Source organism: Pectobacterium colocasium (genome assembly GCF_020181655.1).
Taxonomy (GTDB): domain Bacteria; phylum Pseudomonadota; class Gammaproteobacteria; order Enterobacterales; family Enterobacteriaceae; genus Pectobacterium; species Pectobacterium colocasium.
The window spans coordinates 1,446,202-1,467,250 of record NZ_CP084032.1 but is presented as its reverse complement, the minus strand read 5'-3'; the positions used below and the strand labels follow the sequence as shown (position 1 = coordinate 1,467,250).

At 52.4% G+C, this 21,049-nt stretch carries 20 protein-coding genes; 1 reads left to right on the top strand and 19 read right to left on the bottom strand.

Going from position 1 to position 21,049, the window contains the following annotated elements; translation table 11 throughout:
• Positions 1-217: 217 nt before the first annotated feature.
• The 8 genes from sucD to sdhC form a co-directional block, all read right to left on the bottom strand.
• Positions 218-1,090, bottom strand: coding sequence for a succinate--CoA ligase subunit alpha (gene sucD / locus LCF41_RS06495; protein ID WP_014914674.1), 873 nt, complete (start codon positions 1,088-1,090; stop codon positions 218-220).
• Entirely contained in the window at positions 1,090-2,256 is a 1,167-nt protein-coding gene (sucC, locus tag LCF41_RS06490; protein ID WP_180742384.1) for an ADP-forming succinate--CoA ligase subunit beta, read from the bottom strand. The genes sucD and sucC overlap by 1 nt, the downstream gene beginning before the upstream one ends.
• A 197-nt stretch (positions 2,257-2,453) precedes the next feature.
• Positions 2,454-3,680, bottom strand: coding sequence for a 2-oxoglutarate dehydrogenase complex dihydrolipoyllysine-residue succinyltransferase (gene odhB / locus LCF41_RS06485; protein WP_225087361.1), 1,227 nt, complete (start codon positions 3,678-3,680; stop codon positions 2,454-2,456).
• Between the two features lie 15 nt (positions 3,681-3,695).
• On the bottom strand, positions 3,696-6,503 hold the full coding sequence (gene sucA / locus LCF41_RS06480) for a 2-oxoglutarate dehydrogenase E1 component (protein ID WP_225087360.1): 2,808 nt from the start codon (positions 6,501-6,503) through the stop codon (positions 3,696-3,698).
• Between the two features lie 274 nt (positions 6,504-6,777).
• Positions 6,778-7,494 (bottom strand): succinate dehydrogenase iron-sulfur subunit, encoded by a 717-nt coding sequence (locus LCF41_RS06475; protein WP_015839515.1) that lies wholly within the window; start codon positions 7,492-7,494, stop codon positions 6,778-6,780.
• Positions 7,495-7,510: 16 nt separating this feature from the next.
• A complete protein-coding gene (gene sdhA, locus LCF41_RS06470; protein ID WP_180742381.1) occupies positions 7,511-9,277 on the bottom strand; it encodes a succinate dehydrogenase flavoprotein subunit in 1,767 nt (588 codons plus the stop codon).
• Positions 9,277-9,624: a succinate dehydrogenase membrane anchor subunit gene (sdhD, locus tag LCF41_RS06465; protein WP_010284997.1), complete on the bottom strand. Its 348-nt coding sequence runs from the start codon at positions 9,622-9,624 to the stop codon at positions 9,277-9,279. Before sdhD ends, sdhA begins: the two co-directional genes overlap by 1 nt.
• Positions 9,618-10,007 carry a succinate dehydrogenase cytochrome b556 subunit gene (gene sdhC, locus LCF41_RS06460; protein WP_015839512.1) on the bottom strand — a complete coding sequence of 130 codons (390 nt, stop codon included), beginning with the start codon at positions 10,005-10,007 and terminating at the stop codon, positions 9,618-9,620. Before sdhC ends, sdhD begins: the two co-directional genes overlap by 7 nt.
• Before the next feature lie 652 nt (positions 10,008-10,659).
• Between sdhC and LCF41_RS06455 the strand changes: the two genes are divergently transcribed.
• Positions 10,660-11,946: a citrate synthase gene (locus LCF41_RS06455; RefSeq protein ID WP_225087359.1), complete on the top strand. Its 1,287-nt coding sequence runs from the start codon at positions 10,660-10,662 to the stop codon at positions 11,944-11,946.
• Between the two features lie 102 nt (positions 11,947-12,048).
• On the opposite strand, the gene LCF41_RS06450 is transcribed toward LCF41_RS06455, so the two are convergent.
• From LCF41_RS06450 to LCF41_RS06400, 11 genes are all read right to left on the bottom strand, one after another.
• A complete protein-coding gene (locus tag LCF41_RS06450; protein WP_225087358.1) occupies positions 12,049-12,471 on the bottom strand; it encodes a hypothetical protein in 423 nt (140 codons plus the stop codon).
• A 147-nt stretch (positions 12,472-12,618) separates the two neighbouring features.
• Positions 12,619-13,044 carry a bleomycin resistance protein gene (locus tag LCF41_RS06445; RefSeq protein WP_225087357.1) on the bottom strand — a complete coding sequence of 142 codons (426 nt, stop codon included), beginning with the start codon at positions 13,042-13,044 and terminating at the stop codon, positions 12,619-12,621.
• Between the two features lie 15 nt (positions 13,045-13,059).
• The gene (gene nei, locus LCF41_RS06440) at positions 13,060-13,851 is read right to left on the bottom strand and encodes an endonuclease VIII (protein ID WP_225087356.1); all 792 of its coding nucleotides are present in this window, start codon (positions 13,849-13,851) and stop codon (positions 13,060-13,062) included.
• 75 nt (positions 13,852-13,926) lie between these two features.
• Positions 13,927-14,574 (bottom strand): pyroglutamyl-peptidase I, encoded by a 648-nt coding sequence (pcp, locus tag LCF41_RS06435; protein ID WP_225087355.1) that lies wholly within the window; start codon positions 14,572-14,574, stop codon positions 13,927-13,929.
• A gap of 29 nt (positions 14,575-14,603) precedes the next feature.
• A complete protein-coding gene (pxpA, locus tag LCF41_RS06430; protein ID WP_225087354.1) occupies positions 14,604-15,341 on the bottom strand; it encodes a 5-oxoprolinase subunit PxpA in 738 nt (245 codons plus the stop codon).
• The gene (gene pxpC / locus LCF41_RS06425; protein ID WP_225087353.1) at positions 15,331-16,275 is read right to left on the bottom strand and encodes a 5-oxoprolinase subunit PxpC; all 945 of its coding nucleotides are present in this window, start codon (positions 16,273-16,275) and stop codon (positions 15,331-15,333) included. Before pxpC ends, pxpA begins: the two co-directional genes overlap by 11 nt.
• On the bottom strand, positions 16,269-16,925 hold the full coding sequence (gene pxpB, locus LCF41_RS06420) for a 5-oxoprolinase subunit PxpB (RefSeq protein ID WP_225087352.1): 657 nt from the start codon (positions 16,923-16,925) through the stop codon (positions 16,269-16,271). Before pxpB ends, pxpC begins: the two co-directional genes overlap by 7 nt.
• 156 nt (positions 16,926-17,081) lie before the next feature.
• Positions 17,082-17,825, bottom strand: coding sequence for a type 2 GTP cyclohydrolase I (locus LCF41_RS06415; protein ID WP_225087351.1), 744 nt, complete (start codon positions 17,823-17,825; stop codon positions 17,082-17,084).
• Positions 17,818-19,311 carry a deoxyribodipyrimidine photo-lyase gene (phrB, locus tag LCF41_RS06410; protein ID WP_225087350.1) on the bottom strand — a complete coding sequence of 498 codons (1,494 nt, stop codon included), beginning with the start codon at positions 19,309-19,311 and terminating at the stop codon, positions 17,818-17,820. Before phrB ends, LCF41_RS06415 begins: the two co-directional genes overlap by 8 nt.
• A gap of 21 nt (positions 19,312-19,332) precedes the next feature.
• A complete protein-coding gene (locus LCF41_RS06405) occupies positions 19,333-20,292 on the bottom strand; it encodes a YbgA family protein (protein ID WP_225087349.1) in 960 nt (319 codons plus the stop codon).
• Between the two features lie 289 nt (positions 20,293-20,581).
• On the bottom strand, positions 20,582-20,788 hold the full coding sequence (locus LCF41_RS06400) for a YbfA family protein (RefSeq protein WP_010299142.1): 207 nt from the start codon (positions 20,786-20,788) through the stop codon (positions 20,582-20,584).
• Positions 20,789-21,049 lie beyond the last annotated feature (261 nt).

The window sequence follows — 21,049 nt, the reverse complement described above, 5'->3', positions numbered from 1 at the left end:
TTAAGGCAAATTAATTAACCATTCCCTGCTTACATGAACGCAATGAAATAATCTTCATTTGTGTTTATCACTAATCGGCCTTTTCAGGCGCGCGAATTATCCAATAAAACTGAGAAGAAGTCATGTGCAATTCAATTGTGCCGATTAACCCCAATGGCAAGATTTGAATAAAAAAAAGCCACCCGAAGGTGGCTAGAGTATTTCATTGAATAATGGATTAACGCGCTAATATCGCTTTTACTGCATCGCCGATATCCGCCAGGCTGCGAACGGTTTTAACACCCGCCGCTTCTAACGCTGCGAATTTATCGTCAGCGGTACCTTTACCACCCGCGATGATTGCACCAGCGTGGCCCATGCGCTTACCTTTCGGTGCCGTCACACCTGCAATGTAGCCAACAACCGGCTTAGTCACGTGTTCTTTAATGTACGCTGCCGCTTCTTCTTCCGCCGTACCGCCGATTTCACCGATCATCACGATGGCTTCGGTCTGCGGATCCTGTTCAAACAGCTTCAGAATATCGATGAAGTTAGAGCCAGGAATCGGGTCACCGCCAATACCGACACAGCTGGACTGACCCAGCCCGGCATCGGTGGTTTGCTTCACCGCTTCATACGTCAGTGTACCTGAACGAGAAACGATACCCACTTTGCCCGGCAGGTGAATATGACCCGGCATAATCCCGATCTTACATTCGCCCGGTGTGATCACACCTGGGCAGTTCGGACCGATCATCCGCACGCCGCTCTGGTCGAGTTTCACTTTCACCGTCAGCATATCCAGTGTAGGGATACCTTCGGTGATACAGATAATCAGCTCGATACCGGCGTCGATTGCTTCCAGAATAGAGTCTTTACAGAACGGCGCAGGAACGTAGATAACAGAGGCGGTTGCGCCCGTTGCTTCTACTGCCTCACGCACCGTATTAAATACGGGCAGCCCCAGATGTTCCGTGCCGCCTTTACCCGGCGTCACGCCACCAACCATTTGCGTACCGTAAGCAAGTGCTTGCTCAGAGTGGAATGTCCCCTGACTACCGGTAAAACCCTGACAGATAACTTTGGTATTTTTATTAATCAGAATGGACATTATTTACCCTCCACTGCTGCAACAACCTGCTGAGCGGCACCGGTCAGGCTGGTCGCGGCGATAATATTCAGGCCGCTATCCGCCAGTTTCTTGGCACCCAGCTCCGCATTGTTTCCTTCCAGACGTACCACAACCGGTACGTTAACACCCACTTCGGCTACCGCGCCAATGATGCCATCAGCAATCAAATCGCAACGCACAATGCCACCAAAGATGTTAACAAAGACGGCTTTTACCTTGTCATCAGACAGGATAATTTTGAACGCTTCAGTAACACGTTCCTTCGTCGCGCCACCACCAACATCGAGGAAGTTTGCAGGAGAACCGCCGTGCAGTTTCACGATATCCATCGTGCCCATCGCCAGACCGGCACCGTTCACCATACAGCCAATGTTGCCGTCCAGCGCAACATAGTTCAGTTCCCACTGTGCCGCATGCGCTTCACGGGAATCTTCCTGACTTGGGTCGCGCATTTCGCGCAGTTCAGGCTGACGGAACAACGCATTGCCGTCCGCGCCCAATTTACCATCCAGACAGACTAAATCGCCCTGCGTGGTGATAACCAGCGGGTTGATTTCTACCAGTGCCAGATCGCGCTCCAGGAACAGCGTGGCCAGTCCCATGAAGATTTTGGTGAATTGAGCGACTTGCTTACCGCTCAGACCCAGTTTGAAAGCCAGTTCGCGTCCCTGATAAGGCTGTGGGCCTACCAGTGGATCGATCGCCGCTTTATGGATCAGTTCCGGCGTCTCTTCCGCCACTTTTTCAATTTCGACACCACCTTCGGTGGACGCCATGAACACCACGCGACGCGTACCACGGTCAACGACAGCACCCAGATAAAGCTCTTTGTCGATATCCGTTGCCGCTTCAACCAGAATTTGGTGAACGGGCTGACCCTGCGCGTCAGTTTGATAAGTAACGAGTTTTTTACCCAACCAGTTTTCAGCAAAGGCGCGGATATCTTCTTTGTTACTGACGACTTTAACGCCGCCCGCTTTACCGCGACCGCCTGCGTGAACCTGACATTTTACGACCCACGGACCCGCACCAATTTTAGACGCGGCTTCTTCCGCTTCACGCGGTGTGGTGCAGGCATAGCCGGTCGGTGCCGGTAAACCATATCGAGCAAAGAGTTGTTTTGCCTGATACTCGTGTAAATTCATGATGTTCTATCCATTTAGGTTTGGAGATAAGTCGGCAGGCGGTTTCTCATCACCGACTCTTTCGGTAGCGAAAAACGCCAATAACTCTCTGATATATTTGGATAACGCCGCTGAAAAAAACGGCCTACATAGCACTTAATCTGTCTATTTCGGGCTGAAACCGTCAGGGTTATCCGCCCGAGAACCTACCTGTCAGACTAGACGTCTAACAGCAGACGCGCTGGGTCTTCCAGCATCTCTTTCACCGTCACCAGGAAGCCAACGGATTCACGGCCGTCGATCAAACGGTGATCGTAAGACAGCGCCAGATACATCATCGGCAGAATAACCACCTGACCATCCACCGCCATTGGGCGATCTTTAATAGCGTGCATACCCAGAATCGCACTCTGCGGTGGGTTGATGATCGGGGTCGACATCAGAGAACCAAAGACGCCGCCGTTGGTAATCGTGAAGTTACCGCCCAGCAGTTCTTCAACCGTCAGTTTGCCGTCACGGCCTTTCACTGCCAGATCTTTGATACGCTTCTCAATGTCGGCCATGCCCAGCGCATCCACATCACGCAGCACTGGCGTAACCAGACCACGCGGAGTCGAAACCGCAATACTGACATCGAAATAGTTGTGGTAAACCACATCTTCGCCATCAATAGACGCATTCACTTCAGGATAACGCTTCAGCGCTTCAACCACGGCTTTGATGTAGAAAGACATAAAGCCCAGACGCACGCCGTGACGTTTCTCAAACGCCTCACCGTACTGCTTGCGCAGATCCATGATTGGCTGCATGTTGATTTCGTTGAACGTCGTCAGCATGGCCGTGCTGTTTTTCGCTTCCAGCAGACGCTCTGCAACACGCTTACGCAGGCGCGTCATCGGTACACGTTTTTCACTGCGCGCACCCAAAGCAGGTGCAGGAGAAGCCGCCGGAGCCTCAGACTTAGCCGCTTTGCCAGGTTCTTTCTTCTGGGCAGCCAGGTGCTTATCTACGTCTTCACGCGTAATTCGACCCCCTACGCCGCTGCCTTTGATAGCAGAGGCATCAAGATCGTGCTCTGCAATCAGACGGCGGATTGCCGGGCTAAGCGCATCGCTGCTTTCTTCTTCCAGTCCAGCCGTGTGGCGCTGTGCCGGTGTTGATTCTTTGCTCTGTGATTTCTCGCTGGTTTCTTTGCCTGAGCTGTCGCCACGACGGATACGACCCAGCAGTTGGCGAGACGTTACCGTAGCGCCTTCCTCTTCCAGCACAGCATCCAGAATGCCAGCTTCAGAAGCAGGCACTTCCAGTACAACTTTGTCAGTTTCAATTTCAACCAGTACTTCATCGCGCTGAACGCTATCGCCTGGTTTTTTATGCCAGGTCGCAACCGTGGCGTCAGCGACGGATTCAGGCAGGTCGGGTACAAGAATATCTACGCTACTCATTATCTATCCTTTTATTTAATCAACGTTCAGCGCGTCATCGACCAGATCTTGCTGTTGTTTCTGGTGTACGGACATATAGCCAACGGCGGGTGATGCAGACGCCGGGCGTCCTGCGTAACGTAAAGAAGCCCCAAACGGAATCACTTCACGGAAATGGTGCTGACTGCAATACCAGGCTCCCTGATTCAGCGGCTCTTCCTGACACCACACGAAATCGTGAACATGGGCAAAAGGTTCCAGTGCCGCTTGTACTGCCTGATGCGGGAATGGATAAAGCTGTTCGATACGGACGATCGCGACATCTTTTTGCTCGTTTTTGCGGCGCTGCTCCAGCAAATCATAGTAGACCTTACCGGAACAAAGCACGACACGCTTCACGGCTGCCGGATCTAATTCTTCTATTTCCCCAATCGCTGGCTGGAAGGAACCGTTCGCCAGTTCTTCCAGTGAAGAGATTGCCAGCGGATGACGCAGCAGGGATTTCGGTGACATAACCACCAGCGGACGGCGCATTCCGCGCAGCGCCTGACGGCGAAGCATGTGATATACCTGTGCAGGCGTTGACGGAATACAAACCTGCATATTTTGCTCAGCGCACAATTGCAGATAACGTTCCAGTCTCGCAGACGAGTGCTCTGGGCCCTGTCCTTCGTAACCGTGCGGCAGCAGCATAACCAGACCACACATCCGGCCCCACTTCTGCTCACCGGAACTGATGAACTGGTCGATAACCACCTGCGCACCGTTGGCGAAGTCACCAAACTGCGCTTCCCAGATGGTCAGCGTGCGCGGTTCTGCGGTCGCATAACCGTATTCAAACGCCAGAATCGCCTCTTCGGACAATACGGAGTCCCAGACGTTAAACGCGCCCTGCCCGTTGTGCACGTGGTTCAGCGGCGTATAGCTGGAACCGTTTTTCTGGTTATGGACAACAGCATGGCGATGGAAGAACGTACCGCGGCCGCTATCCTCACCGGACAGGCGAATCGGGATACCCTCATCGACCAGCGTCGCGTAGGCCAGCGTTTCCGCTCCGCCCCAGTCAAATGGCTTGTTGCCAGCGGCCATTTCAGCACGGTCAGCGTAGACTTTGGCAACGCGAGGATGAACGTCGATCCCTTCCGGCACTTCACTGATACGCTTCGCCAGTTCCTGCAAACGCTTCATTTCTGTTGCGTGCGGATAAGGCTCATCCCACTCATGGTTCAGATACGGCGTCCAGGTAAAGGACTGCATATCCATTTCACGCCATTCTTCTACCACGCACTCACCCGCATCCAGTGCGTCACGGTACAAATTGACCATTTCGGTGGCATCTTCCAGCGTGATAGATTTTTCCTGCTCCAGACGGTCGGCATAGACCTTGCGTGGCGTAGGATGTTTTTTGATCTTCTGGTACATCATCGGCTGCGTTGCACTTGGCTCATCTGCTTCGTTATGGCCATGGCGGCGGTAACAAATTAGATCGATAAATACATCGCGCTTAAAGGCATTGCGGAAATCCAACGCCAGGCGTGTAACAAACGCCACCGCTTCTGGATCGTCTGCGTTAACGTGGAAAATCGGCGCCTGCACCATTTTACCGATATCGGTACAGTACTCGGTGGAACGGATATCCAGCGGGTTAGACGTGGTGAAACCGATACGGTTGTTGATAACAATACGCAGCGTGCCACCGACTTCGTAGCCACGCACCGTAGACATATTCAACAGTTCCTGAACCACACCCTGACCACTCACTGCCGCATCGCCGTGGATAGTGATTGGCAGAACACGTGGACCACTCTGGCTGCTAAGGCGGTCAAGACGTGCACGAACCGATCCCGTCACAACCGGGCTAACGATTTCAAGATGCGAAGGGTTGAACGCCAGTGCCAAATGCACCAGGCCGCCAGCGGTATCGAATTCAGAAGAGAAACCCTGATGATATTTTACGTCACCCGTGCCCAGGTGTTCTTTATGCTTGCCGGCGAACTCATCGAACAGATCCTGAGATTTTTTGCCCAAGACGTTGATCAGCACGTTGAGGCGGCCACGGTGCGCCATCCCCAATACCACTTCGCGCGTACCATTCGCGCCAGCATGGCGAATCAGTTCTTTCAGCATCGGAACCAACGCATCGCCGCCTTCTAGCGAGAAACGCTTCGCACCGGGATACTTAGCACCCAGATAACGTTCCAGCCCTTCGGCTGCGGTTAATTCTTTCAGGAAACGACGCTTTTCTTCGAGAGAAAATGACGGCTGCCCCATTACCGATTCGATACGCTGCTGGATCCAACGTTTCTCTTCCGTACTGGTGATATGCATGTATTCCGCACCGATAGAACCGCAATACGTGCGCTTCAGTGCTTCATACAGATCTTCCAGCTTCATGGTGTCTTTGCCGATGGCAAAAGAACCTACGTTGAAGGATTCCTGTAGGTCATCCTGCGTCAGATTGTGGTAATCCAGATCCAGTTCTGCAACTGGCTCTTGAGGGCGCAGGAAAATCGGGTCCAGGTTAGCGCGCTGATGTCCACGGAAGCGGAACGCATTGATCAGCTGCAATACCTTGACCTGCTTAGCATCAATATCGGGATCGGTGACAGATGAAGTAAAGCGCGAAGCGTCTTTCGCCAGACGGCGGAAATAATCACGCGTTTTGGAATGGAGTTGATCCGGTTTGACCCCACTCGTAGGCAATTGCTGGAAGATCGAGCGCCAGCTATGTTCGATCGAGTCAGGATCGGTTAAAAAATCTTCATAGAGTTGCTCTATGTAGGACTGATTCGCACCCGCCAAATAGGAGGAATCCAGCCAGGCCTTCATTGCGCCGTTCTGCATTATGATCCCTTAAGCTAATAAGCTTCAGTTTTCGCCGTGGTTAACATGTAATTAGTGCCCGTATATCGTTTACCGTACAAACGGTTCACTTGTCGTACATCGGTACGCGCTTAGGGTATCCATCCCCCCTAAGGAACCTTTAAAAACCGGTTCTGCCGCGTAAGCCGGTTTTTAAAGGTTTCCTGCGCTCCCTCTGAAGAATAGCAACTCCAGAGGGAGATACATGTTTTACTACTTATCTTTATGCAATAACGCGTTACATACTCACTATCCGTTACGCGCTGCGGTGCAACAACATCGATTTAATATGACCAATAGCCTTAGTCGGGTTCAGCCCTTTAGGACACACGTTGACGCAGTTCATGATACCGTGGCAGCGGAAGACGCTGAACGCATCGTCCAGCTCGTCCAGTCGTGGCTTGGTTTCCGTATCGCGGCTGTCGATCAGGAAACGGTAAGCCGCCAGCAGCCCCGCAGGCCCAACAAACTTGTCCGGGTTCCACCAGAACGACGGGCAAGACGTTGAACAGCAGGCGCACATGATGCATTCATATAACCCATCCAGCTTGGCACGTTGATCGGGCGATTGCAGATGCTCACGCGCCGGCGGATTTTTCCCATTATTCAACAGGTAAGGCTTTATTTTCTCATATTGAGCATAGAACTGTCCCATGTCCACTACCAAATCACGTACAACCGGTAATCCAGGTAAAGGACGGATAACAATTTTGCTGTTTCCGCGACGTAACGCAGAAACCGGCGTAATACAGGCCAGTCCATTTTTGCCATTCATGTTAACGCCATCGGAACCGCAGACGCCTTCACGGCAGGAACGACGGAATGATAACGTCGGGTCCTGCTCTTTCAGCAGCATCAGCGCATCCAGCAGCATCATGTCGCGGCCTTCTTCCGCTTCCAACTGGTAATCCTGCATCCGCGGAGCATCATCAACATCCGGGTTGTAACGATAAATAGAAAATTCGAGTTTCATCGTTTGATCTCCGCAATTAATAAGTACGTACTTTCGGCGGGAACGCCGGACGCAGTTTAGGCTGCATGTTCACCTCACGGCGCGTCATGCTGTCGGTTTGCGGCAGATACAACGAATGGCACAGCCAATTCTCATCGTCACGCTCTGGATAGTCGAAGCGGCTGTGTGCACCACGGCTTTCGGTACGGAAGTTGGCGGATACCGCTGTCGCATAGGCGGTTTCCATCAGATTATCCAGCTCCAGGCACTCGATACGCTGAGTATTGAACTCGCTTGAGGTATCGTCCAGACGCGCATTTTTCAGACGTTCACGGATCACTTTGAGCTCTTCCAACCCTTTCGCCATCGCGTCACCTTCGCGGAAGACCGAGAAGTTGTTCTGCATACAGGATTGCAGCGCTTTACGGATTTCAACCGGATCTTCCCCTGAACGGGTATTATTCCAACGGTTCAGACGATCGAGCGATGCCTCAATATCGGAATCGCTGGCATCACGACTAGTGCCCTGCTCTTCCAGAGACTCTTGCAGGTGAATACCCGCCGAACGACCGAATACCACCAGGTCGAGCAGTGAGTTACCGCCCAGACGGTTAGCACCATGAACCGAGACGCAGGCAATTTCACCCACGGCGAACAGCCCTGGAATCACCACATCTTCGCCTTTCTCATTCACCGTCAACGCCTGACCGCTCACTTTGGTCGGAATACCACCCATCATATAGTGGCAGGTTGGAATAACCGGAATCGGCTCTTTCACCGGGTCGACGTGAGCAAACGTGCGGGAGAGCTCCAAAATACCCGGCAGACGGGATTCCAGAACGTCTTTACCCAGATGATCCAGCTTCAGCTTGGCGTGTGGTCCCCACGGGCCATCGCAGCCACGGCCTTCACGAATCTCGATCATGATGGAACGCGCAACAACGTCACGGCCCGCCAGATCTTTCGCGTTCGGCGCGTAGCGTTCCATAAAACGTTCACCGTGCTTGTTCAGCAGGTAGCCGCCTTCACCACGGCAGCCTTCGGTTACCAGCACACCGGCGCCAGCAATACCCGTCGGGTGGAACTGCCACATTTCCATGTCCTGCAATGGAACGCCGGCACGTAATGCCATGCCAACACCATCACCCGTATTAATGTGTGCGTTGGTTGTAGACTGATAGATACGGCCCGCACCACCCGTCGCCAGTACGGTCGCTTTGGCTTTGAAATAGACCACTTCACCGGTTTCAATACAGATCGCCGTACAGCCGACCACCGCACCATCCTGATTCTTCACCAGATCGAGGGCGTACCACTCGGAGAAAATGGTCGTATGGTTTTTCAGGTTCTGCTGATACAGCGTATGCAGCAGTGCGTGACCGGTACGGTCAGCCGCCGCTGCGGTACGCGCGGCCTGCTCGCCGCCAAAATTCTTAGACTGACCGCCGAACGGACGCTGATAAATGCGGCCATCGTCCAGGCGGGAGAACGGTAAACCCATGTGTTCCAGTTCCAGAATCGCTTCCGGGCCGGTTTTACACATATATTCAATCGCGTCCTGGTCGCCAATGTAATCTGACCCTTTTACGGTGTCATACATGTGCCATTCCCAGTTATCTTCATGGGTGTTACCCAGCGCAACGGTAATACCGCCCTGCGCAGAAACAGTATGGGAACGGGTTGGAAACACTTTCGATAACAGGGCACAGGACAGGCCCATTTGGGAGATTTGCAGCGCGGCACGCATACCTGCGCCACCCGCACCAACAACCACTGCATCAAATTCTCTGACTGGCAAATTCATCACGCACCCCACACCACAATAGTTCCATAAATGACGTACACCAATAGCGCGACGACAATCGCCAACTGTAAAGTCAGGCGTAAAGCCAGCGGTTTGATGTAGTCGGTCAGTACTTGCCACATCCCTATCCAGGCATGAACCAGAATGGAAAATAACGTTAGCAGTGTGAATACTTTGGTGAGAGCCATCGCGAAGAAACCACGCCAGATTTCATACGTGATATCGCCAGCCGTAGCAATAAAACCAATGATATAAATTACATACAGAACAATGACGATGGCGGAAGCGCGAATCAGTAACCAATCGTGTACGCCATTGCGTCCTAACGCAGAAGCATTGCTTACCATACGAGGACTCCAGCCAGAATTGAAAGCACGACAGTAATAATAAAGGAGATATTTGCAGAACGCTTACCTGCGGCAAGGTCTTCTTCTATATAGCCAAAATCCATCAAGAGATGACGTAAACCACCAACAATGTGATAAGCCAGCGCAACGAGGATGCCCCAAACGATAAACTTGACGATGAAGCTATCCATAATTTCCGCAGCGCGCAGGAACCCTTCCTCTGAAGAAAGAGAAGTGCCTAACAGCCACAGTAAAATACCGACAGCGACAAAGGTGATAACGCCGGAGACGCGGTGAAGAATAGATGCTATCGCAGTAACGGGAAACTGGATCGTCTGCAATTCCAGATTGACAGGTCTTTGTTTTTTCACAGATTTGCCCACACAGCTTTTATTATTGTTTCTTCCTCCGGGCCTGATGTGAGGTCAGACAGTATGAAAGTTGCAGCCCTGAAGAGTGGGTTTACGATACGCGCTCAAACATCGACATTCCGGTGTCTAAACGGCGCATGATCCTTTCATACTGGGTGCTCCTACTGCAGGGTGATTCCGGAGACCTGGCGGCAGTATAGGTGCTTCACATTCCTATTACAATTCCCATACAAACTGTTTGGTGACATTTGCCCCGAACAGTGATTTAGATCACGAATTTCACAATTTATATAAAATTAATTATCTGATTTGACAAAAGTTCAACATTTCAATTACAACTAGGGGATTGAGTTCCTTATGATGTGTTAAAGCACACGGCGACACTTCCACACTGACGTAACTTATGTAACAGTGGAGAGAGTCCACGTAAAAGTCATAGGTAATGACTAGAATCTATTCAGAGCGCAACTCATTATCTGAATATCGTTAATTACCTGGAGAACGAATTTTTCATCCTGAATGCGGCGATCCGCCTTACTCTGTACCCTATTTGACGACTGTGTCACGACAGAGTTTCACCGGTTATTATCCTTTACCGGTGCACAGGCATGACGGTATTTCTTCAGTGAAAATTTTTAAAATTAAAGCGCTAAGGAGACTGTAAATGGCTGATAAAAAAGCAACACTTATTCTAGAAGGTAAAGAACCAATTGAGCTAAATGTCCTATCAGGCACACTAGGACATGATGAGATTGATATTCGTCCCCTCGGTTCTAAAGGTTACTTCACATTTGACCCCGGTTTTACCTCTACCGCATCTTGCGAATCAAAGATTACTTATATCGACGGTGATGAAGGCGTTCTGCTGCACCGCGGCTTCCCAATTGCCCAACTGGCTGAAAAGTCTAATTATCTTGAAGTGTGTTACATCCTGCTGTTCGGTGAAGTCCCAACGGTAGAACAATATGAAACCTTCAAGACGACCGTGACGCGTCACACCATGATCCATGAGCAGATTACCCGTCTGTTCCACGGTTTCCGCCGCGATTCACACCCAATGGCCGTATTGTGCGGCGTGACTGGCGCGCTGGCGGCGTTCTACCACGATTCACTGGACATTAACATTGAGCGCCACCGTGAAATCGCGGCCTACCGCTTGCTGTCCAAAATGCCGACCGTCGCGGCAATGTGCTACAAATATTCACTGGGTCAGCCGTTTGTTTATCCGAAAAACAACCTGTCCTACGCGGGTAACTTCCTGCACATGATGTTCTCCACCCCTTGCGAAGAGTATGTTGTAAATCCGGTGCTGGAACGCGCCATGGATCGTATTCTGATCCTGCATGCCGATCACGAACAAAACGCCTCGACGTCTACCGTCCGTACTGCTGGCTCGTCTGGCGCAAACCCGTTTGCCTGTATCGCCGCGGGGATCGCCTCACTGTGGGGACCGGCGCACGGCGGCGCGAACGAAGCCTGTCTGCGTATGCTGGAAGAGATCAGCAGCGTGGAACACATCCCTGCGTTTATCGAACGTGCAAAAGACAAGAACGACTCCTTCCGTCTGATGGGCTTCGGCCACCGCGTGTACAAGAACCACGATCCACGCGCCAAAGTCATGCGTGAAACCTGTCATGAAGTGCTGAAAGAACTGGGCAGAAAAGACGACCTGCTGGAAGTGGCAATGGAGCTGGAGCATATCGCGCTGAACGACCCGTACTTCATTGAGAAGAAACTGTACCCGAACGTGGACTTCTACTCCGGTATTATCCTGAAAGCGATGGGTATTCCTTCTTCCATGTTCACCGTTATCTTCGCGATGGCACGTACTGTGGGCTGGATTGCGCACTGGAACGAAATGCACGACGACGGCATCAAAATTGCCCGTCCACGTCAGCTGTATACCGGCTACGACAAACGTGACTTTACGTCCAATCTGAAACACGATTAATCCATTCAGTACGCATCAAAAAGGCCGGATATAGTATCCGGCCTTTGTTTTTTACCCTACACTGATTTTCAATGGTGATTGAAATACGGATAATCAGCGCAGTTAGTCATGGAATACTTTCGTAAGGTAAACCTGTTTAGCGTCTTTATTAACCCAGATATAGAAGGTTGCCCCTTCAATCTCAGTACGCTTTTTCCACACATCTTCCTCCCCCTGCTTACGTTTCTGCTGTTCATATCCTAATGCTGTGAGGTACGTTTTTAGCGGGGTAGCATCAGAGGTATCATTACAAATGATGGCATTTGATGGCGCATAACCATCGCCGGGCACATATTCAAAAGCGTAATTGCTCGATATCCTTGGGGTATTGCGGATATCTTCATCGGTGAACGCATAGTAGGTAAAATGATCGCCTTCAGTATACGTTCTTATCTCCGTAGAACCCGATGCCACAATAAATATAAATAACATCCCAACCATCATCGCAGGAACCAAAAGCAGTAATAGATATTTGATTACTTTCATGCCCGCATTCTTCTGCCTTTGGTTTTGTTAAATTCTAGTGTTGTACCGTCATCCGTTAGAATGTTAACTATGCAAGTGTTCACCCAATGCAACTTCGTTTGAACCATTCAGGTCAGCCCCGGTAGAGTTAGCATTTTCATAACGGCACTAAAGGGATGACTTACAACCTAAACTTTGCGTGAATCGCAATAAATAGCCATCTGGATCCTGTACCAGAAAATTACTTTCCCCGTGGTACACCTCATGATCGCGGTACCAGCACGTTTCCACGGGTCTGCGTAGCGTATAACCCGCACGTTCAATCGCCGCCGCCAGCGCCTGAGCATCTGGGCACTCAATCGATAAATTCATACCACGGCCAAACGGTGGTTCTAAAGGCTCCACACGCCAGGGCGATTCGGTTAAATAATCCTGTTCCAGCATCAATTGGCTCCCATGATAAGAAAGGAACGCGAACTTATCTTCAGGCCTGTCGTACTCAATCTGAAATCCCAAAACGTAGCAATAAAACGCCAGACTCTTTTGTAAGTCAGAGACAATCATTTCTGGGATTAACGTATTCATCGTGCGCATAAATCACTCACATTATTACTTCTGGCAACCCGGGCACCAATAGAATGGGCGTGATAACAGCATCGTTCTTTCGATGATTCCACCGCAGCGCTCACAGCGTTCCCCTTCACGATGGAAAACCTTGAACGAAAAAATCGCCCCATGATGGTGGTTTTCATCAACGGCGCCGCGTGTGTTGTAGGACAAGCGAGGAATCTCCAGCAACGCCTGACTTAACGTTTGCAACTGGTCCTCATTCAGCTGTGCTGCCGTATGTTGCGGCGCCAGCTGTGCCTGCCAGAGAATCTCGACGCGCAGGTAATTCCCCAGCCCCGCAAGAAAAGCCTGATCCAACAACAGCCCACTAAACTGGCGACGACGAAAACGGGGGAGTAGCAAACGCTCATAGACCTGTTCCGACGTCAGTGAGAGATCCAAGACATCAGGGCCGATACGTTGCAGGAAAGGATGCGCAGCGAGTGCCTCCGGCGTCAACATTGCAATATCGGACGCGCTGTAAAGCAAAATGGCACGATCCTGCGTTTCCAGCCGGACGCGCAAATCCCGCTTCGTTTCCGGCGATTCGCCGGCATTCACCACGCGCCACACGCCATACAGCTGGTTGTGGCTATACAACACCCGATCATTGCTAAAATAGGTCAGCAGCGCTTTTCCGCGCGTTTCAATCTGCCTGATCTGCTGCCCGACCAATTCTGCCTCATACGATTTCAACTCAGGAAACGCAAACCAGACACGCGTCAGCGTTTTTCCTACAACGGCTGCAACCAACTTATCGGCCGCCCGACGAATTTCCGGCCCTTCCGGCATACCTTACTCCCTGAAATGCACACGTATTACGCGATTAACCCCACTCTCGGTTAACGACATTCTTGGTTAACCACGCTAATGCAGGGCGCCTCCCGTCACCGCCACATCTACCTGCTGCACCAACGACTGCTTGATCATCACTTCCAGCGCCGCCGTAACGAGCGGCGTGGGCATGCTCGGCTCACCGGGATGTCGTGCAGCCTGTTCCGGCGAATAAGGAATATGAACAAATCCGCCGCGCACCACATCACCTTGTTGATGCAATAGATGTAAAAGCCCATACATCACATGGTTGCAGACAAACGTCCCCGCAGTTTGCGATACCGAGGCGGGAATCCCCGCCACACGTAACGCTTGCACCAGCGCTTTAACCGGCAACGTAGAGAAATACGCCGCAGGCCCCTTTTCGACTACGGGCGTATCAATCGGCTGGTTACCTCGATTATCGGCAATGCGGGCATCATTAATATTAATCGCCACGCGTTCGACAGAAATATCAGCACGACCGCCGGCCTGCCCTACCGCGATGACCACTTCCGGCTGCCATTCCGCTATTGCGCGGTAAAGCTGTTCCAGCGACACATCAAAAACACAAGGTAAACAGCAGGCAACCACGCGTGCGCCGCCGACTTCCCGTTGATGAAGCACTTTCACCGCTTCCCATGAGGGATTAATCGGTTCACCCTCAAAAGGTTCAAACGCCGTGATCAAAACGGTTTTCATCGGTTATCCCCGCCTTACAAAAATAATCATTATGCCGCAGCAACCGCTATCTGATGCTCGCTAAAGCAGCTGCGTAATTTGCGGGCAAACAGCAGTGCATGTTGTCCATCACCGTGAATACACACGGTATCCGCCTGCACATTCACCCAAGAACCGTCGATTGCCCTCACCCGCTGGCGCTGAATCATTTCCAGCGTCTGGGCCAGCGCCAACTCATCACTATTAATCAGCGCTCCCGCCTGAGTGCGCGGTACCAGCGTTCCGTCAGGCAGATAACAGCGATCGGCGAACACTTCCTGACGCGTCTCCAGCCCCAACCGTTGCCCGGCCCGGATTAGCTCACTGCCCGCCAACCCGACCAGACGCAGCGCGGGATTGACGACCTTCACCGCCTTGGCTATCGCATCGGCTAACGCGGGTTCGCACGCGGCCTGATTGTAAAGCATGCCGTGTGGCTTTACATGCGACAGCGTGCCCCCTTCAGCAGCGACAATCGCACTAAGCGCACCAAGCTGATACACCATCTGCGCAAAGACAACTTCAGCAGGCACATTCATCGCTTTGCGGCCAAAATTTTCACGATCGGGAAAACTCGGATGCGCACCAAGCGCAACCCCATAGCCCATTCCCCAACGCACTGACTGGCGCATGGTTTGTGCGTCGCCAGCATGAAATCCACAAGCAATATTGGCAGAGGTCACTAACTTCAGCAGCGCTTCGTCGTTCTCCCCCCCCTCGCCCAGATCGGCATTCAGATCAATAATCATGCAGCCTCCACGCCAGTTGTTCGAGATAACGCCGCTGATCTTCACCCGCTTTTTGCGCCTGAACCTGCGTGCAGCGAATAAAATGTATCGGTTCACCGAGCCGGATTTGCGCCAGATGGAATAAATCCGCCTCGATCACCGTCGCAATGCGTGGATAACCGCCGGTTGTCTGCGCATCCGCCAGCAGTACGATAGGGTGACCATTATGCGGAACCTGCACGACGCCGGGCAGTAACCCATGTGACGGCAGTTCGCGCGGTTTGTTGCCTGACAAGGCGGAACGCTGTAGCTCAGCGCCCAGCAAACGGTAGCCCATGCGGTTACTTTGCGGGCTCAACTGCCAGGAAGTTCGCCAGAACAACTCCTGCATTTCTTCGCTGAACTCCTGATACTCCGGCCCCGGCAATGCCCGCACACGGTTGCTGAACAACAGCTGCTTGATGCCGACTTCCCGTGTCAGTTCACGAGTCGGCGTACCCAACGCAAGCTCATCGCCGTCCATCAGCAAACGTCCGTCAAAACCCCCAAAGCCCGCTTTCAAATCGGTACTGCGCGAACCGAGTGCTTCCGGCACATCTATGCCACCGGACAAGGCCAGATAGCTGCGCATTCCGTTACGCGGCATACGCATTTTCAACGTTTGTCCCGGCTTCACGGCGAAACGCCAGCCTGTCCAGAGCGGTTTGCCATCAAGGTCGGCATGGCAGTCTGCACCGGTCAGCGCCACCCAGCAGGCGGTAGTGAATGTTGCGGTAAACTTGCCCAGCGTAATTTCCAGCGCGGCCGCATTCTCTGCGTTGCCCACCAGCAGGTTAGCCATCGTCAGAGCGGGCAGATCGAGTGCGCCTGACTGGCTGATTCCTAAACGGCGAAAGCCGACACGGCCGCCGTCCTGCACCGACGTATGCAATCCGGCATGGATAACTTTCAGCATACGCCCTCCTTCTGTGGCAGAAACCGAACGTTATCGCCAGGACGCAACAGCGTGGGCGGCATCGTTTGTGGATTAAACAATTTCAACGAGGTGTGACCAATCAGTTGCCAGCCGCCCGGTGTCGCCAGCGGATAAATCCCTGTCTGCGCTCCCCCAATACCAACCGACCCGGCTGGCACGCGCAGGCGTGGTTCGGCGCGACGCGGCATATGCAATTTCTCGTTTAACCCGCCTAGATAGGCAAAACCCGGCTGAAAGCCCAAAAAGTAGACCACATACTGTGCAGACGCATGCGCTTCCACAGCCTGACGCTCGCTGAGACCACTGTGAGCGGCCACTTCCGCCAGATCCGGCCCCGCCTCTCCGCCATAGACAACAGGAATGTCGATATCCCGCGGGTCAAACACCAGCGACTCACTCTCTTCCCACCAGCGCTGCAAGCGTTCAATCGCATCCAGCGCCACCTGCTGCGGATTCGCCAGTAACACGGTCAGGTTGTTCATGCCCGGAATCGCTTCCAGCACTTCTTCATGGTGGTTCAGGCGCTCGGCAAGCCCCCATATCCGCTGCTGGCTCTCCAGCGACATGGGCGGTTCCAGTTCCAGAACAACCGCTCTCTCGCCCAGAAGATAACATCGTGCTCGTTGCAATCTTTCCTCCTGAATCGCGTTTTATCCGTCATGGCGAACATGGCCAAATGATTAGCGTTGCTTACCTATACATTTCCTTCCCAACAGCTAAGCAACAACGATGCCAACATAACAAATACGGCATCATTCCTGTACGATACAGAGACTTTCAGCCCATCATGCAGGGTTAGGAATATCAATAAATGTCACATCAAAACCGTGCTGTGCCGCCAGCCATTCGCCCAACGCCCGAATGCCGCCACGCTCGGTGGCATGGTGTCCAGCAGCGAAAAAGTGCAACCCCATTTCGCGCGCGATGTGGATGGTTTGCTCAGACACTTCACCGGTAATAAAAGCATCAACACCAAATCGGGCCGCCTGTTCAATAAAGCCCTGCCCACCGCCGGTACACCAGGCCACGCGCTGTATCTGTTGCGGTGCATTATCCCCACAATGCAGCACGGTACGCCCCAGACGCTTTTCTACACGACGGCAAAAGGCATCCGCCGTCATAGGTTGCGCCAGCTCACCATACGGCACCAGCGGCTCAATTGCCCCCTGCACCTGAATCTCCAGCAGTGCCGCCAGTTGGGCGTTATTTCCCAGTTCAGGATGTGCATCCAGCGGCAGGTGATAGCCGTACAGATTGATATCATTGAGCAACAGCGTTTTCAGTCGGTTACGCTTCATACCACAGACAATCTGCGGTTCGTTTTTCCAGAAGTAACCGTGGTGAACCAGAATCGCATCGGCCTGCTTTTCTACCGCCGCATCCAGCAGCGCCTGTGAAGCCGTTACGCCTGTCACAATACGTTTTACTTCTGCACGCCCTTCAACCTGCAAACCGTTCGGCGCATAGTCCTGAAACGTCGCCGTGTTCAGTTTCTCGTTAATAATGCTTTCCAGTTCCACATTACGCATACTTACTTTTCTCTTCTCGATCGTTATCCGCCATACCGATATTTTTGGCCGCCTCAAACGCCGCCAGCGTATTCTGACGCGCGGTTTTATGGTCGACGATTGGCAGCGGATAGTTCAGCTGATGGTGGTGTTTGTCAGCCCAGCGATGGGGCTGATGAATATCTTTATCTGGCACAGCGGCCAGTTCGGGCAGCCAGTGACGAATAAACCGACCTTCAGGGTCGAAACGCTCGCCCTGCGTTGTCGGATTGAAAATACGAAAATAAGGTGCCGCATCGGTGCCGGTCGATGCCGCCCACTGCCAGCCGCCGTTATTCGCCGCCAGATCGCCATCCAGCAGTTGCGACATAAAGTAGCGTTCGCCTTCGCGCCAATCGATCAGTAAATCTTTGACGAGAAAACTGGCGCAGATCATACGCAGGCGATTGTGCATCCATCCCGTTTCATTCAGTTGACGCATCGCCGCATCCACGATCGGGTAACCGGTTTTCCCCTGCTGCCAGGCGGCGAAATCCTCCGGCGATTCTCGCCATTTCACCCACTGCGTCCATGCGGTGAACGGTCGGTGTTTACATAGCTGTGGCCAGGACACAATCAGGTGGCGGTAAAATTCACGCCAGACCAGCTCGTTAAACCAGGTAAATGCCCCACCCTCACGCCGTTCCAGCATATCCGGGCACTCGGCACGCAGACGGTTAAAGCACTGGCGCGGCGATACGATCCCAAGCGCCAGATACGGAGAAAGTTTGCTAGTGCCGGGCAACGCAGGAAAATCCCGCTGCTGGTCATAATCCTGCACCTGCTCGCGGCAAAAACGGCGCAGTTGCTGCAATGCCGCACGTTCACCACAGGGGAAATCGTCGCTATCCACGTCGCACAGCGGATAGCTAAACGGCGCCAGTTCCAGTGTGTTATTGATCGGCTCACCGCGTGCGTCCGGTGCTGGTACGCACGTCGTCTCCGACTCCAGCAGACGTTTGATAAAGGCCTGACGGAAGGGCGTAAACACTTTATACATCTCGCCGTTGCCCGTCAGCACACTGCCCGGCGGCAGCAACAGGCTGTCATGATAGCCGTGACAAACCACACTATCTGCTAGCCGATCTTTTACCTGCTTATCACGCAGTCGCTCATTAATTTCATATTGATAATTGAAGAAAAGGTCGGTGGTCTGCTGCTGCGCACAAAATTGCACCAGCCAGTCAACCGATGCCGCAAAGTCGGCACATTCATGGTAATACAGCGGGATTCCTTTCTCGGCCAGCGCATGCTGCACCGACGTCAGGTTTTCCAGCAGAAAGGCCGCCTGTCGCGGTGCCATACTGTGTTTTTCCCACTGTGCAGGCGTCGCGATAAAGACGGCCATCACAGTGGCATTCGGATCCTGACAGGCCGCGTACAGCGCCAGATTATCGGTAATGCGCAGGTCGTTGCGCAGCCAGACGACATGGGTAACGGCATGATGTGTAACGACATGCGTGGTCATGAAACTCCTCGGGCAGTCAAACTAGTGTCCGTAACGCAGGCGCAATGCCTCTGGGTACGGCTCAAAGTAACGCTGCTGAGCCAGGTACGCATCAGGGTATTCCGCCATGTAATGTTGCAGCAGCGTGATAGGTGCCAATAGCGGCTGCAAACCTTGCCGATAGCGATCGATGAGCTGCGCCAGTTCTTGCCGCTGCTGAGCATTAAGCTGACGCCGGAAATAGCCCTGCACGTGCATCAGCACATTAGTGTGATTGCGCCGCGTCGCAGGCGTCGACAACAGCTTCATGAGACGTTTCCGGTATTCAACAATGTAATCTTCCAACGATTCCCATTTATCGATTCCCGCAACAAATGGTCCCAGTTCGCGGTATTCCGGCTGGGAATGCGCCAGCAGCAGTAATTTATAGCGGCTATGAAAGGCAATGAGCGCGCCACGGCTCAGCCCGTCCTGCCATAGCTGGTTCAGTTCGTGTAGCGCATAAACGCGCTCAATAAAATTCTCCCGCAGGCCGGGATCGTGCAAGCGTCCGTCTTCCTCAATCGGTAGCCAGGGCATTTGCCGCATCAGCTCCTGCGTAAACAGGCCGACTCCGCTTTTACGTGCATTCTTTTGCCCTTCATCGTAGACCTTCACGCGTTCCATACCGCAGCTTGGCGATTTCGCGCAGACAATATAACCGCATAAATGCTGAAGCTGGCTGACTTTGTCAGCAGAAAACACCGTCATCTGCTGGGTGACATCCAGCGACGAGCCATTGCTGGCGCGCAGCGTAATGTGGCTTTCCCCTTCTCGCACCAGTCTGAGCGCCGGACGCGGCACGGGTAAACCAATCGCCATTTCCGGGCAGACCGGTTCAAAGCGAAAATAAGGCGCCAGTTGTTCAACAGCAAACGTCAGACGCTTGTGCCCGCCATCAAACCGCACGGGATTACCGAGCAGACAGGCGCTGATACCAACAGGGATGAGTTCGAGCGTCATGATTTATCCTTATACCCGTCATATTTCAAGCGGCATGCACGTTGGCATTCTGTAAACCCTCTGACCAGCATAGCGGATTTCACCACGATTCTGTGCAGTCGTAGCGAAGAATAAAGTAATAAATCATGAGATTGGGGAGAAATAACGGCAGAACAGGCAGGAAGGGAAATGGGTAAATCTCGTCAAAACATATTTAAACCGATCCTTCGCCGGTTCATTTTTCGTGTTTATCTGCCATTCCCGTTTTAAGGATACAGCAGATAAACACGAGAGACCTTATACGCAGGCCTTAATAAAAATCGCAAGCAGCCGCTTCGGACTGTGCCATCCATACTGGTTTATCGCTGGTTTTCAGCCAGACGCGGTGTAAATAGCTGTAAAAACGCGCCCGATCCCGGCGAAACAGCATCACCGGTAACGCCAGCACGCCGATGGCAACCACGGCGGCGCGACGCAGGAGAATACGGTGCAAGGGATAAGTAGTGTAAAGCGACATAACGATCCTCCTCTGGGATAAGCGCCTTTGTTCAGCGGCGCTTTTCATAACGACAAAATAAGAACTGTGATATTGGTTAAAATTTTACCGCTTTTTCTGAAAGTTTACTACTCATCTGACCAGTAAAAGATGAAATAATCGCCAACTTTTTTCGTCACTACGTTATTAAGTTACAATAACGTTAAAAATAAACTTACCATTAGTTAATTTATGGTTTTAGATTGGATCACTTTATCCCTTTCTCTTAATACCCCCTTCCCA

Bases quoted from the DNA above. Each gene is read 5' to 3' on its own strand.
- sucD (WP_014914674.1), bottom strand. From the start codon at position 1,090: ATGTCCATTCTGATTAATAAAAATACCAAAGTTATCTGTCAGGGTTTT.
- sucC (WP_180742384.1), bottom strand. From the start codon at position 2,256: ATGAATTTACACGAGTATCAGGCAAAACAACTCTTTGCTCGATATGGT.
- odhB (WP_225087361.1), bottom strand. From the start codon at position 3,680: ATGAGTAGCGTAGATATTCTTGTACCCGACCTGCCTGAATCCGTCGCT.
- sucA (WP_225087360.1), bottom strand. From the start codon at position 6,503: ATGCAGAACGGCGCAATGAAGGCCTGGCTGGATTCCTCCTATTTGGCG.
- LCF41_RS06475 (WP_015839515.1), bottom strand. From the start codon at position 7,494: ATGAAACTCGAATTTTCTATTTATCGTTACAACCCGGATGTTGATGAT.
- sdhA (WP_180742381.1), bottom strand. From the start codon at position 9,277: ATGAATTTGCCAGTCAGAGAATTTGATGCAGTGGTTGTTGGTGCGGGT.
- sdhD (WP_010284997.1), bottom strand. From the start codon at position 9,624: ATGGTAAGCAATGCTTCTGCGTTAGGACGCAATGGCGTACACGATTGG.
- LCF41_RS06455 (WP_225087359.1), top strand. From the start codon at position 10,660: ATGGCTGATAAAAAAGCAACACTTATTCTAGAAGGTAAAGAACCAATT.
- LCF41_RS06450 (WP_225087358.1), bottom strand. From the start codon at position 12,471: ATGAAAGTAATCAAATATCTATTACTGCTTTTGGTTCCTGCGATGATG.
- LCF41_RS06445 (WP_225087357.1), bottom strand. From the start codon at position 13,044: ATGCGCACGATGAATACGTTAATCCCAGAAATGATTGTCTCTGACTTA.
- nei (WP_225087356.1), bottom strand. From the start codon at position 13,851: ATGCCGGAAGGGCCGGAAATTCGTCGGGCGGCCGATAAGTTGGTTGCA.
- pcp (WP_225087355.1), bottom strand. From the start codon at position 14,574: ATGAAAACCGTTTTGATCACGGCGTTTGAACCTTTTGAGGGTGAACCG.
- pxpA (WP_225087354.1), bottom strand. From the start codon at position 15,341: ATGATTATTGATCTGAATGCCGATCTGGGCGAGGGGGGGGAGAACGAC.
- pxpC (WP_225087353.1), bottom strand. From the start codon at position 16,275: ATGCTGAAAGTTATCCATGCCGGATTGCATACGTCGGTGCAGGACGGC.
- LCF41_RS06415 (WP_225087351.1), bottom strand. From the start codon at position 17,825: ATGCGTAATGTGGAACTGGAAAGCATTATTAACGAGAAACTGAACACG.
- phrB (WP_225087350.1), bottom strand. From the start codon at position 19,311: ATGACCACGCATGTCGTTACACATCATGCCGTTACCCATGTCGTCTGG.
- LCF41_RS06405 (WP_225087349.1), bottom strand. From the start codon at position 20,292: ATGACGCTCGAACTCATCCCTGTTGGTATCAGCGCCTGTCTGCTCGGT.
- LCF41_RS06400 (WP_010299142.1), bottom strand. From the start codon at position 20,788: ATGTCGCTTTACACTACTTATCCCTTGCACCGTATTCTCCTGCGTCGC.